We start from the raw sequence: 13618 nt of genomic DNA on the forward strand, positions 1-13618 counted from the left end.
GATCTCAGTCACCTTTAGGGTAATATATTAATTATTAATTTTAACTAATTTTATCTCATGGTTAGAAATAATACCAGATTATAAAAAATATACCTAAATTATATATAACTTTTTTATACAATTTTAAATGTCATTACATGAATAAATGATATAATCAAACTATAAACTAAAAGAGGTTTATTCATTAATGTATATCAATGTTTAGAGTTTTGAGGGATATGAATGGCAAACAGTTTTAGCGATAAATTGAAGAAAATAAAAGCACGAAGTAAACGACTATCTAGAGAAAAATCAAAAATTATTAGTTATATTATAATAGTTATTATTTCAATAATGCTAGTATCCTTTGTAGCATACAATATATACCAGATGGAAATGAAAAAATATATTGAAAGTAATAAAAAGTTAGAAGAGGCTAAAAATACAGCAATAAATAATATTAAACAGATGTTTTCAAAGTATCCAGATGATCCTCGTCTCAAGGTATATATAACTAATATTGAAAATAGCGATTCCATAGAAGAGATAAACAAGATAGTAAATGATGCTGCAAAGTATATTGAATTTAGGAAATATAAGGAAAGAGTTATTGAAAGTATTAAACAGATGTACGGAAAGTATTATTCTAAAAGTTTATATGCCCAATATATTGTAAATAAGATAGAAAAGGCCAATTCTATTGAAGAGATAGACTCTATATTAAAAAATAGTAATATCGAAGAGAATGCGAAGATATACTATTTAAAAAGTATTGAAAATAGTGTCGATCTTAATGAATATTACGCTATTTTAGTATTTGGAAAAAAGACATTAATAAGTGGTAAAGAACTTATAGACTATGTAAAAAAATTAAGTTTGGCAGATATTAAAAATCTTACCATAGTTCCAGTATCCTTCAATAAAGTTGCAATTGTAGTTCCTGCAACTCATTGTGGTAAGATACCCTTTGAAGGAAGTAAAATAGAAATTTATGACAAAGGAAATCTTAGTATGGAACCTATACCAGGTATGGTTGATTCTGCCTATGTAATAGTTGGTAATATCAAATACAAAGAGTCTAAAAGTACATCTAGTACATTAAATGAAGATGGAGATACCACTACACTCTCAACTACTTCAGATATAGAATATTCCTTGGAAAATGTCCCTGGAGTAATCTATGCAACAGCCGCCGGGAAATTAGATTACAATAAAATAATAAGTAAATTTGGTAGGTATGGAGAGAAATTCAACAAAATAACGTCAGATACTCAAATCTTTGATGAAAATGCAAAGTATCTGTTAATTGTTTCTATTCCATCAGATACTATACCCAAGTTATTATCTATAAAGGACATGTATATAGTGAGAGTAGAGTGAGAATATGAGGGTTATTATTTCTTTGATATTACTTTTACTCTTTATTCTACCACAAACTTATGCTGAAACTATTTGTAAAATAGAAGGTACTTGGAAATTATCTTTTGAAATTACCAATATAAACCCTTATACAGTGTTTATAGCAATACCTGAGAATATATATTTTTCTGATAGATCTTTAAAATATTCTGAAAATTTCTTAAAGTTGAATGTAAATAAGAAAGTTATTACTAACAATGATATGGAAGATTATTATACAACGCTAAATGGAAAAGTTGGTATTTGGATACCTCCTTATACTACTGTAAAAATCTACAAAGACGGTAATTTCTCATATATTTTAAGCGTTTCTAAAACTCAAAATGAGTTCAAAATTGTAGGCCCTGCACTGGTGGATACTACAAAAGTATTCGATGAAACTCAGATAAAATCCCTCCGTAAATATGGTGTTAAAGTAGATAACTATAAACTCCTAGTTAATGGAAAAATTGTGAAATCATCTGATACTGAAGTATTAAGTATAGTTATCCCTGCCCCATTGGTGTTGAAGGACTACGATTCCTTCCATAAACTCCTTGGAAAATACGATGTAGATATATGGGTAGATTCTTATAGGAAGTACGTAAATAAACATAAAATGATGTCTTCAAGGAGGTACTCTGAACTTTACAACTCTCTTGATGATTCTTTAATACCAACTATGGATAACGATCTTACAGATATGGATATTAATTTGAAGTTATTTGACGTTCCTGCCATGGTATTCACTACAGATGATGGAGAAACTAAATCTTTAGAGTTTTCTTATGTAATGTATAAGTATTAAAGGTGTTTCCTTTATGAGAGGACAGATATCCTTGGAATTCTCAATATTATTCCTCTCTCTCCTAGTTGTTGTAATAATAACAACTATGATCCCTGGTATGTACGGATTTGGAAGAACAATAGAGACCTCCTCTGCAAGTTTAGGGCATGGAGCTCTATCTAAACTTAAGACAAACATAGAGATGTTATCTGTGTTGGATCCTGGCTCAAGAAAGGTTGTATATATAAAGAGCCCTCCTGGAATTTGGAGAATAAATGGTAGTAATATAATCTTAGAAGGTAATGGATATACCATATCTACAAACTGTAGTATAGTTTTAATGTCGAATGATAGTGAATATAAGACAAATCTAAGTATAATTGAAATATGCTTAGAAAAAAGAGACTATAATACCATCTATATAGAGTGGGGATAAGTATATTACTTATTGAAAATAATATCTATTTATTATAAAAATATGGAACAAAACCCAACAATAGTTTCCAAATTAATACCTTCTGGATGTTCTGATCACTATCTATATCTAAATGATAGATTTTATTCTCCTTATCTTAACACTTAGATAATTTTAGGAAATAAATTTAAGACAAAATTCCTCTGTGTCTTTTTATAGTTAAGAACATAAACATAAATACTATAAGATTATTATCTAAGATTAAAATAATATAATAAATTAAAAAATATTAATGTTAAAAAATAATAAAAAGAGATCAATAAATAATAAATTAAAAAAATAACAAAAATTCTCTTAATTCTCTTAAGAAGAGGGTTAAGAGGGTGTAACAGAAATCCTGCCCTACTCCTTCACTACATACTATAAACCTGAAGATAAAGTTATATTTTAACTAATAATTTATTATTTTATTTTTATTTGAGTATTAACAGTTTTTTAGGGTTTTTATTTTATAATTTTTAAAATTCTTATTATAAATTATGTTATTATTTATTATAGACTGGTTATAGTTTAAAAAGAGTAAAAAATTTCTATCCATCTTCTTAGTACTTAGCAAAAGAGAAGATAAAGGTAAGATTCCTTTTAACTGGTGTATCAACTTTATGTTAAATACTAATAATTTTTTCCATTTTTTAAATATAACAGTTCTTATTTTTTCTGACATTGTTTTAATGAGAGCTATGAATAAAATTATTATTTGTTTTTATTATAATATTTATTCTAATAAAAAACTTATAACCTTATTATCTCATACCTTAACCCTTTTTAAAATTCTTGATACATAATCTTCTATTTTTTTATTGATAGCACCCTTTAGAGACTCTAGAAGTCTCAGACTCTCTTCACTGATAACTATCTCCTCGTCTACATACGGAGTATTCTCAAGTTTTTTACTCCCTTTGAGAATCTCTATATCTGAGAAGGTTCCTAACAATTTCCTACCAGTGGATCTTATTTCTTTCTCTACTGTAATGCCCTCCTTCCTTCCGTAGATACTAAATAGGGGGAATTTGGTAATAGTATTGGAGCCACTCATTATTAAGGGACCTATATTGCTAAGTTTATCTACCCAGGTTCCAGTAATTATCTCTATCTTTGGAAAGTTAAGCCTCACAGTAGAGACCCAGTTCATATATTCTAAGGTAGTAATAGAACTTTTATTTTCAAAGATAGTGTTTTTCTGAGGGTTTAGGGAGTAGAAAGTTATTCTATCTAGATCTAACTCCTCTATTAAGTTCAGTAGTTTATCTATATCCTCCTCTTTCTCCCCTAAACCAAGAATAATAGTTATACCAGTTTTTAAGTTATACTCCTTAGCCTTTAACAGCATCTCTTTTGTCTTATCTAAAGGCTTCTGAGGACAAAGATATCTGTGGAGATCCTCATTTACAGTCTCCACTGCCCCTACAATACCCTCTACCACATCTAAGTTTAACCTCTCAAAGTCTACAATACCTACATTGAGATACTGTTTGGACTTTTGAAGGTATGCGACTAACTCCAAGATCCTATTTAACTCCTCAGGTGTATATCCATATCCCCCGGATATGAACTCCAACTTCCACCCTATCCTCTTCATAAGTATGGCTTCTGCCAATATACTCTCCAATCTCCTCCTGGCAGATTTAGGATCCTTTATTCTGTTTTTCTGAGTAGACATATAGCAAAACTTACAGGGATCCTTGAGATCACAGTACCATCCTAAAAAGAGCGCCCTCTTCAGATCAGTGAAGTTTCCGTGGTACTTAGTAGTTAGTTTATAGGCTTTGATAGAGTTCTCCATAACCTCTAAAGGATTCATAGAAATCTCCATTTAAAAGTTTTTAAATTTTTTCTAAAAAAGGATAAAAGTTCTAATTAGAAGTAATATATTTTTAAGAGAGAATTTTCAGGATCTATATTTTGATTTTCTAGTACTTAGAATTTTCCGAGGAATATAAACATAGATTTTCAAATTTTTATAATAATAATTATTTTTAAATTCTTTAAATAGACATTTTAAATCATTACCAAACTCTTATAAAATAAAAACAATATAGGAATAATCTAGATACTTAAAAAGATGAAACTCTCCTGTTAACGGCTTATATTCTATTTTTAATATAAATATTTTTTCTCCACCATTATTTAAATAGTGGTCTCTATGAAAATCCTTGTAGTGGGTATTAATACTCGCCCAGTGGTAAATTCTGCAAAGAGATTGGGATATAAAGTTTATTCAGTTTCTTACTACAACCCTGTAGATCTAGATGCAGACGTAAGAGACTACTTTATAAGTGATACATACCATGGACGTTTTAGTGAGAACTACGATAGTAGAAAGTTGATAAACTGTGCAGAAAAGTACGTTGATGAAGTGGATTATATTTTCATCTGTTCTGGAGTATTTGAATGTGAAAACTCTAAGACTCCTAACTGGAATGTTGCTGGCAACCTCCCGAAGAAAATAAAGAGATTAAGTAACAAATACTATATTATGAAAAAATTAGAGAACTTGGGATGTCCCATTCCTGAAACACATATCGCCTATAACTATCAACAGTTGGATAGATATCTTCAGGAGTATAATAAAGTTGTTGTGAAACCTATCTACGGTCATGGAGGTATGGGGGTTCATACAATATCTTTAAATATGAGTGATGACAAACATAGTAGTTTGCTAAAAAATTTAAAGTACCCCTGTTTAGTACAGGAGTACATACCCTCCGAAAGTTTCAGTGCATCCTATATAAGTAGGGAGTTTATCACCTTTAACAAACAGATAATTAAAAATAACAGTTATTCTGGGTGTATTACTCCCTACAATCTAGATAACCTGTTAGATGTTGGATACACCATAAAGTTGTTTGAGGATATTGTCGATTTTTTTGATTTGGAAGGGATGAACGGTATTGATTTCATGATAAAGAATGGACTCCCAGTAGTTGTTGAGATCAACCCACGAATACCGGGAACTTTTGAAACTGTGGAGATGGCTCTACAGTGCAACCTTGTAAGGTGTATAATAGAGAATGTAGAGGGGTGTAGAAATCCCTTAAAAATTGGATCTGCGAGACAATACATTAAAAAGATTCTATTCGCAGATAGTAAGGTGACCTCCTATATAAGAAAAAGTGGAAATATCGTCGATGTCCCTAAATACGGTGCTGTGATTGAAAAAGGAGAACCTTTAACTACAGTAATTGGAAGGGACATGAAGGAGGTAAAAAATACAGTAAAGGAGATCTCAAAGATGGTGATCCCATGGTCACAAGTAAGAAAAAACTATACGAAATGCTAGAAAACCCGTTAGTTCAGCAGGTACTCCTCGATATACTGGAGGATAATATAGAAGGATTTGATGTGTTATACACTCTTATTGAGTTAGGAGAAGCCACTGACGACGAGATATCTAGACGACTTAACATGAAGTTAAACACAGTAAGGAAGATACTATATAAACTCTACGATGCAAGACTTGTAGATTATACTAGAGAAAAGGAGGAAGATATTAACTGGTACACCTATACTTGGAAACCTACACTAGATAAACTACCATGGGTTGTAAGAAAAAGAGGTCAGGAGTTGTTGAAAAAACTTAAAGAGCAGTTGACACTTGAAGAGAATAATATGTTCTTTTATTGTCCAAAGTGTGAAATTAAGTACATATTTGAGGAGGCCATGGATTGTGGATTTAGATGCCCACACTGTGGAGGAGTACTTAAGGAATACGATAATAGTAGAGATATAGAGATACTTAAAAACCAAATAAAATTTTTAGAGGAAGAATTGAAATCCAATATATTTTTGGTATCTCCTCCATCAACAACTTCTAAAACTAAAGGTAGAAAGAGATCCAGGAGAAAAGTAAAGAGTTAGGGTGTGATATAATTTTCATTAAAATCCTAAGTAGGTAAATTAATTAATATTAAAATTAGAAAATTATGAGATTATTTTTATTATTTTATTAATTATTAAATTTTTAATTTTCTAATTTTTTGGATATTTGTTATATTTTTTATAGAGATATCCTTTGAAGTGTCTTTAAAGGACTATTTTATAAGAACTTAGTGTCTGTTAATTTTATAAGTTGAATAACAACATATAAATAGCACTACAATATTTATAATATCTCCATCTTCAAAAAGAATAATGAGGGATCACGTATGATAGGGACAGTATTTGTAGGTAAAAAGAGTATTATGAACTATGTCCTCGCAGTACTTACACAATTTAACGTGGAGAACGTAGATAAGGTTGTAATAAAGGCAAGAGGTAAGGCTATAAGTAAGGCTGTAGATGTAGAGGAAATGGTAAGAAACAGATTTTTACCAAATGTTAAAGTGGAAGAAGTGAGATTAGGTACTGAAAAGGTAAAAAATGAGGATGGTAGAACAGTCAATGTTTCAACTATTGAAATAGTACTTTCAAAAGAATAAAATCTAACTCTCTATTTTCTCTTTCAACCTACTACCTATATACTTTGCCAACCTTTTAGCACCTTTTACATCCTCTATATCACATCTGATTTTACCATCCTCAGATACGATTCTTCCCTTTTCCAGATCTACAACACTACAGGTGAGATGAAGTTCTTCTCCCTCGATACAATACCTTGCAAGAGCTCCAAAGGGCGCTTGACAGCCTTCTCCATAAGTCTTCAGTGCCCATCTCTCTGCAGTAGATTCTAGATAGGTTTTACTATCGTTTATCTTCTTAAGTAGTTTTATAATCTCCTTATCTTCTTTTCTGGCAGCCACCCCTATAACCCCCTGGGCTGGTGCAGGAGGAATGTCTAATATTCTATAACTCAAGTTTAAGGCATCTAGATCTATTTTAAGCCTCCTTAAACCTGCTTCTGCCACAACTATACCTTGATATTTTCCATCCCTCAATTTTTTTAATCGGGTATCTATATTACCTCTTAAAGGTGCTATCCTCATCCCTGGATATTTCAGAGAGAGGAAGGCCCTTCTCCTAATACTAGAGGTACCCACTATAATACTATCTTCTATATTCACATCCTTGCTGTATACCAGTACATCGTGGTAACTCTCCCTCTCTGGAGTTGCGGCTATAGTCAGATCCTCGTTCCACACTGTCGGCACATCCTTTAAACTATGGACTGCAATATCTATCTCATAATTTAACATCTTAATATCTAACTCTTTAGTGAATACTCCCAACCCTAACTGGGATATAGGAGCCTTCTGATCCACATCACCTCTGGTTTTCACTATCTTTATCTCAACCTCAATATCTTCATCTATCTTCTCCAGAAGATTCTTTATGTAGTAAGTCTGGGCTAAAGCCAGTTTACTCCCCCTACTACCTATTATTAACTTCAAGATTTTCACCTAATATATATATATGTGAAGAGATTATCTTATTTTATTTGTTTACTTCACTTTTACCAGTAAAAAAGTTATGATAGTGAAGTTTCACTCTCTTTTTTCTAAGTATTCAAGGGAGAAATATAGAAAAGGTTGTAGGGATAAAGTTTCGTCTTCAAGGCATTTCTACTTCTTTTTATTAGGTTTTAAAAATATTCTGTAGTTTGTTATTTTTGTATTTAATTTTAATTATTAGTCATTAAAGTTATATTTATTATTTTTAAATCCTTTTTCTGTGCTTAAACTTTTAAAATGTAGTTATTATCTAATAACCTTAATTCCCATCAAGACTGTGATTAGAAGAATAATAAAAATAAAAATATTATAATAAAAAATACCAAAAATCTTAAGAGGAATAATAAAATAAACCTTAATTCCTATCAAAGTAACGATTTAAATAATAAAAAGATAATAAAGTTAATAATAGCAACCTGTTATAAAGGATCTACTCCACTCCATAGAGTATCTTAGAGCGTCCCAGAAAGATTATCTCTTATTCTGATTTTAATACTTCTTCTTATACTTTTAGTTTTTATTCTTATTTCTTATTTTATTATTATTTTTTATATTATCATTTTGATGGGAACTAGGGTTATCTAATAATTATTATAATAATTATTTTTATTTAAAAAGAATTACTTAATAAGATAAAAATAAAAAACTTTAAAATAAAATTTCTAAATCCTCATGAACATCTTTATATATATTAAATATTCTATTAAAAACATTCCTAAAATATTTTAATATGATTTTATTTATTTCTATCATTATTTTTTCACATTATGGTCTCTCTATTTTATCTTTAACCACTACTATAAATTAGAACTGGGATTAGAGTTTGTATAAATGAGACAAAACATATCAATAACAGGAGTTAAATACTGATAAAAACTGTTATAAGCAAATATTTACCCCAAATAATCATAGAGAATAATAATAAAATAGTTTATTTCGAATATTTTTTCTTTTTAATGTCCCCTTATCTAGTACCCACAACAAAGAATATAGACATCATCGCAATAACTAAATAATATTATAATAAAATTTAAAAAATTATAATAGAGAAATCATCTGGAAGATGTAGGAATCTCCTACAACTATTTATTTTTTTCTTTTTATAATAAATTGGGCACTAATAGGAATAAAATCGCTAGTATATACCTCTATAGTGGCATAATAATTAAGATTGATGTAGACAAATCCTTTTTTATAAGGTTTTTTAATCTTTATCAAAAGGGACTTAATCTATAAAAGGTGAAAGTATGTTGGAAAAATTGGGACAGAGTATTACTAAAGCATTAAACAAGATAAAAAATGCTACATTTGTAGATAAAAAACTTATAAAGGAGGTGATTAAGGACATCCAAAAGGCGTTGATACAGGCGGATGTAAATGTTAGACTGGTACTTAAGATGAGTAAGGAGATCGAGAGGAGGGCTATATACGAGGAGGTTCCTAAGGGGCTGTCAAAGAAGGAACACATTATAAAGATAGTATATGAAGAACTTATAAAATTACTTGGTGAGGAGGGGCAAAAGTTAAACATAGATCCTAAGAAGAGGAACGTTATACTCCTGGTTGGTATTCAAGGTAGTGGTAAAACCACCAGTGCTGCAAAACTTGCCAGGTATATACAGAAGATGGGATTAAAGCCAGGTTTAATAGCGGCAGATACATATAGACCTGCAGCCTATCAACAGTTAAAGCAACTGGCAGAGAAGATACATGTACCTCTATATGGAGATGAATCTAGAGAGAAGACACCAGTGGAGATTGTTAAGGAGGGATTGGATCGTTTAAAGAAGGTAGATGTAGTAATAGTAGATACTGCAGGGAGACATAAGGAGGAGAAGGAGTTATTAGAGGAGATGAAGGAGATAAAAGAGGTAGTTAATCCAGATGAGATTATACTTGTAATAGATGGTACCTTGGGACAACAGGCTAAGAATCAGGCAAAGGCATTTAAGGAAACTGTTGGAGATATTGGGAGTATAATAGTTACTAAGTTAGATGGATCTGCGAAGGGAGGAGGTGCCCTAAGTGCCGTGGCTGAGATAAAGGCTCCTATAAAGTTTATAGGTACTGGGGAAGGAATAGATGACTTAGAGGTCTTCGATCCAAAGAAGTTCGTTTCAAGACTCCTCGGTATGGGGGACTTAGATACTTTACTGAAGAAAACTGAAAATATAATAGACGAGGAGACAGAGGAGAGTTTAGACGCAATAATGAGGGGGAAATTTACCTTAAATGAGTTATACTCCCAACTTGAGGCTATATCCAAGATGGGTCCTATAAAACAGATAATGAGTATGATACCAGGTTTTGGAGGGACTATACCTAAGGAAGCCATACATCTAACGGAGCAGAAGTTAAAGAGATATAAGGTTATAATGGACTCCATGACAAAAGAGGAAAAGGAAAATCCAGAGATCATAAAATCCTCAAGGATAAGAAGGATAGCAAGAGGTTCTGGGGTTAGAGAGGAGGAGGTAAAGGAACTTCTAAGATACTATGCCACTACTAAGAGTGCATTCCAGAATTTGAAGAGAGGTAAGATGTTGAAGATGGGAGGGCCTATTGGGAAGATTATGAGACAGTTGATGTACAGAGATGGCTAGTAGTAAAATATAGAAATGTATGAATTTATTTAAACCTTAAAAATAATTATTAAAAAAGTTAATAATAAGAATCTCAATTGAAGAGTGTTAATAAAAATCCTGTCTGCTTTTCAGTACACGATATAAGTTAGGAAATAAAGTTTATTTTACCTTTTTACCTGGTATGGTTCTTTTATTTAAATATAGGTACTTTTAATATTTTTATTTTTTAATATTTAAATATTTTTATTATTATAATATAATATAATTTTTTATAAAGATTCTCTAGTATTGTTTAGCACAATTGTTTTTTGTTCATGGTCAATAAGTAAAAGTAAAATGACTCTATATAAAAAAATAAAAAACTATAATAAAACTATCAAAAAGAAACCAAGATATAGTTCCTGTTAGTAATGCCTTCTATTGGATTTTTTATTTTTCCCAGATTTTTATTCACTTTCATTTAAATTTTTATAATATAATCATAATTTTTTAAATTATAATAAATAGAGAGATTTAGGTGAGAAGGATGATAAAGGATATTAAATTTACAAAAATGCATAGTTTAGGAAATGACTACATAGTAATAAACGAGTACGATAGTATAAAGGTAAATGAAGATTTCAAAGGAGAATTCTCTAAAAAGATATGTAGGAGAGGTTTCTCCGTAGGTGCAGATGGTGTGATATTTATCCAAAAACCAGAGGATAAAAACTGTGATGTGAAGTTTAGAATATTTAACAGTGATGGATCAGAGGCTGAGATGTGTGGAAATGGGATAAGATGTTTTTCCAAGTACGTCTATGAGAGAGTGTTGAAGAAGAACCCACTGTATGTGGAAACCTTAGGAGGGTTGAGGGTATGTGAGATGGAAATAGAGGGAGACACTGTAAGATCCATCAGAGTGTATATGGGAGTTCCTAAGTTTCAACTAAGAGATATACCTATGGTGGTGGAGGGAAAAAAGGAGGGTGATGTATTTTTAAATGAGTACCTATATTTAAACAGTGGGGTCTTAGATAAGGTTAAATTAAGTGTTGTAAACGTTGGTAATCCTCATGCTGTTATATTCCTCGAAGATAACGGTATAGATATGGACTTTGTAAGGAGGAACTTGGAGGTATTGGGGAGGGAAATAGAGAATCACAAGGCATTTCCAGAGAGGATAAACGTCCACTTTGTAGAAACCTTAGGGAAGGATGAAATTAGGATGGTAACTTGGGAGAGAGGGGTAGGATACACCAGGGCCTGTGGAACTGGTGCAACAGGTTCTGCAATCCTCGCCCATAAGTTAGGAAAAACTGGTAATAGGGTACTGGTACATTTAGATGGGGGAGATCTAGAGGTAGAGATTGGAGATAACGGGGCTTATTTAAAGGGGGATGCTGTACTAGTATACGATGGAATATTGAGGGATGCTCTATAATAATATTCGAAAGAGTAATGATTAAAAATTTAATTTTATAATAATAATTTTAAAACCTATAAACTTAATGATTAACCTTAGTTTCTATCAGAGTGGAAGATTTAACTCTACAAAAAAATAAAATCCAAATTAAAAAATAACAAATAATGAAAATAGAATCATTAACTCATCTATCTTGGAATACTTCTGAGTACTAGAATTAGATTGAAGGAATATTCTGTCATGATATAAATTCTATTTAGGGAGGTTTTCTTTTAAATCCAATATTCAGAAAAAAAGAAAAAATCCACTTATTAATAACTTTTTTATAATTTTAAAAATTTTATAATTTAGTGTGAAAAGGTTTTATTTTAAAAAACAATTTTCTTATTTTTTATTTTTATGTCTTAATTATTATTATAATTTTTAATTAATATATTTTTATCTTTTAATGAGAACTTAGATAAATAATTAAAATTCCTAAAAACAGTAAGAAGTTATATTCAGGAGATATTTTATCTATCTATTTTTATTGTAATTTCAAATTTATACATCAATAACTTATTTTAATAATTTTTTATTTTTATTATGTTTTTTATCAGATTTTGGTCCTGTCCACATAAAACAAACATCATATATAACAATGTACATAAGATACTATTATGCTAAGAGTAAAAGATATTATAAAGGAATTAAAAATCTTTAAGAGGAACAAAATACCTATAGAAATTAAAACACTCGCCATTGCAACCTACATTCAGACATCTTCAGTAAGAAGGACTGCCAGAATTCTTTCAGAGATTCATCCAGTCTCAAAAACATCAGTTTGGAACTGGATAAGGAAGTTTGAAGAAGAATTATCCATTACAACAGAGGAAAGAGAAAGAGATCTAATAGCGGTGGATGAAACTGTTGTTAAAGGTGGCGGGAAGCACTATTACGTTTATTCAGCTGTAGATGTTGAGAGGAATGAATTAATTTTAATGAGAGTCTATACAATAAGGAATCATCTAATTACGAGGTCCTTTGTAAAGAAAGTACTGAAGTACTGTAGGGGTGAGCCTAAATTCCTTATAGATAAAGCCCCATGGCTAATTAGTGCTCTAAAAAGTCTTAATTTAAACTTTGAACATCAGACCTTTGGGCGGGGGAGTTTGATAGAATCGGTGTTTTCTTCTCTGAAGCAGAGGGTAAAGATCTTTTTCTGCTCTATTAATGCTAAAAATCCTGTTAGAAACTGGAACTTCTTTTGTAGGTTATTTGTTCTGTATTATAATAAACTGAGGTGGTGTTTATGTTAAGTGGACAGGTCCAAATTCTGAAGGGATAGGGATAAAAAGTAAATAACCTTAGTTCCCATTAAGTAGCGATTAAAGAACAGTGAAAATAAGAATCATTAAATACCATAGGATCTTTCCGGAACCCTTAGTTAAGATAGGAGATCTTATTTCTGAATCCCTGTATTAAAAGATATTCAGAGGATCATTCTCCTTCGATCTTCTTATTAAAATTTTTGTACCTGGGGTAATAGAAGTTTTCTGTTTTTTAAACATTTTCTTTATTTTTATTATTATTTTTGGAGCTATTCTTTTGATGGGAACTAGG

11 protein-coding genes are annotated in these 13618 nt (G+C 30.7%); 9 read left to right on the forward strand and 2 right to left on the reverse strand.

Going from position 1 to position 13618, the window contains the following annotated elements; all coding sequences use genetic code 11:
- Window positions 1-222: 222 nt before the first annotated feature.
- The 3 genes from CFE53_RS04870 (at window position 223) to CFE53_RS04880 (ending at window position 2600) form a co-directional block, all read left to right on the forward strand.
- Window positions 223-1359 carry a DUF515 domain-containing protein gene (locus CFE53_RS04870; protein WP_148120743.1) on the forward strand — a complete coding sequence of 379 codons (1137 nt, stop codon included), beginning with the start codon at window positions 223-225 and terminating at the stop codon, window positions 1357-1359.
- A gap of 241 nt (window positions 1360-1600) precedes the next feature.
- Window positions 1601-2185 (forward strand): hypothetical protein, encoded by a 585-nt coding sequence (locus CFE53_RS04875; protein WP_150131694.1) that lies wholly within the window; start codon window positions 1601-1603, stop codon window positions 2183-2185.
- Between the two features lie 13 nt (window positions 2186-2198).
- Entirely contained in the window at window positions 2199-2600 is a 402-nt protein-coding gene (locus CFE53_RS04880; RefSeq protein WP_148120745.1) for a class III signal peptide-containing protein, read from the forward strand.
- 787 nt (window positions 2601-3387) lie between these two features.
- On the opposite strand, the gene CFE53_RS04885 is transcribed toward CFE53_RS04880, so the two are convergent.
- Complete coding sequence (locus tag CFE53_RS04885; protein ID WP_148120746.1) at window positions 3388-4440, reverse strand: radical SAM protein; 1053 nt, start codon at window positions 4438-4440, stop codon at window positions 3388-3390.
- A 342-nt stretch (window positions 4441-4782) separates the two neighbouring features.
- Between CFE53_RS04885 and CFE53_RS04890 the strand changes: the two genes are divergently transcribed.
- The 3 genes from CFE53_RS04890 to albA all read left to right on the forward strand — a co-directional run bounded on the left by CFE53_RS04890 (window position 4783) and on the right by albA (window position 7057).
- Window positions 4783-5919: an ATP-grasp domain-containing protein gene (locus tag CFE53_RS04890; protein ID WP_148120747.1), complete on the forward strand. Its 1137-nt coding sequence runs from the start codon at window positions 4783-4785 to the stop codon at window positions 5917-5919.
- The gene (gene tfe / locus CFE53_RS04895; protein ID WP_148120748.1) at window positions 5883-6497 is read left to right on the forward strand and encodes a transcription factor E; all 615 of its coding nucleotides are present in this window, start codon (window positions 5883-5885) and stop codon (window positions 6495-6497) included. Before CFE53_RS04890 ends, tfe begins: the two co-directional genes overlap by 37 nt.
- A gap of 287 nt (window positions 6498-6784) precedes the next feature.
- Window positions 6785-7057, forward strand: coding sequence for a DNA-binding protein Alba (gene albA / locus CFE53_RS04900; protein WP_148120749.1), 273 nt, complete (start codon window positions 6785-6787; stop codon window positions 7055-7057).
- Between the two features lie 3 nt (window positions 7058-7060).
- Here albA and hemC read toward each other — a convergent pair whose 3' ends face one another.
- Window positions 7061-7966 (reverse strand): hydroxymethylbilane synthase, encoded by a 906-nt coding sequence (hemC, locus tag CFE53_RS04905; protein WP_148120750.1) that lies wholly within the window; start codon window positions 7964-7966, stop codon window positions 7061-7063.
- Between the two features lie 1307 nt (window positions 7967-9273).
- On the opposite strand from hemC, the gene CFE53_RS04910 reads away from it, so the two are divergent.
- From CFE53_RS04910 to CFE53_RS04920, 3 genes are all read left to right on the forward strand, one after another.
- Window positions 9274-10629 carry a signal recognition particle protein Srp54 gene (locus tag CFE53_RS04910; RefSeq protein WP_148120751.1) on the forward strand — a complete coding sequence of 452 codons (1356 nt, stop codon included), beginning with the start codon at window positions 9274-9276 and terminating at the stop codon, window positions 10627-10629.
- A gap of 520 nt (window positions 10630-11149) precedes the next feature.
- A complete protein-coding gene (gene dapF, locus CFE53_RS04915; RefSeq protein ID WP_148121166.1) occupies window positions 11150-12034 on the forward strand; it encodes a diaminopimelate epimerase in 885 nt (294 codons plus the stop codon).
- Between the two features lie 641 nt (window positions 12035-12675).
- Window positions 12676-13314, forward strand: coding sequence for a DDE-type integrase/transposase/recombinase (locus CFE53_RS04920; RefSeq protein ID WP_148120752.1), 639 nt, complete (start codon window positions 12676-12678; stop codon window positions 13312-13314).
- Window positions 13315-13618 lie beyond the last annotated feature (304 nt).

The sequence above is a fragment of the Methanofervidicoccus sp. A16 genome (assembly GCF_003351865.1).
Classification (GTDB): Archaea; AGJL01; Methanococci; order Methanococcales; family Methanococcaceae; genus Methanofervidicoccus.

Coding starts and splice junctions, on each gene's coding strand:
- CFE53_RS04890 (WP_148120747.1), top strand. CDS start 4,783: ATGAAAATCCTTGTAGTGGGTATTAATACTCGCCCAGTGGTAAATTCT.
- CFE53_RS04920 (WP_148120752.1), top strand. CDS start 12,676: ATGCTAAGAGTAAAAGATATTATAAAGGAATTAAAAATCTTTAAGAGG.
- tfe (WP_148120748.1), top strand. CDS start 5,883: ATGGTCACAAGTAAGAAAAAACTATACGAAATGCTAGAAAACCCGTTA.
- CFE53_RS04880 (WP_148120745.1), top strand. CDS start 2,199: ATGAGAGGACAGATATCCTTGGAATTCTCAATATTATTCCTCTCTCTC.
- albA (WP_148120749.1), top strand. CDS start 6,785: ATGATAGGGACAGTATTTGTAGGTAAAAAGAGTATTATGAACTATGTC.
- CFE53_RS04870 (WP_148120743.1), top strand. CDS start 223: ATGGCAAACAGTTTTAGCGATAAATTGAAGAAAATAAAAGCACGAAGT.
- CFE53_RS04885 (WP_148120746.1), bottom strand. CDS start 4,440: ATGAATCCTTTAGAGGTTATGGAGAACTCTATCAAAGCCTATAAACTA.
- CFE53_RS04875 (WP_150131694.1), top strand. CDS start 1,601: ATGGAAGATTATTATACAACGCTAAATGGAAAAGTTGGTATTTGGATA.
- CFE53_RS04910 (WP_148120751.1), top strand. CDS start 9,274: ATGTTGGAAAAATTGGGACAGAGTATTACTAAAGCATTAAACAAGATA.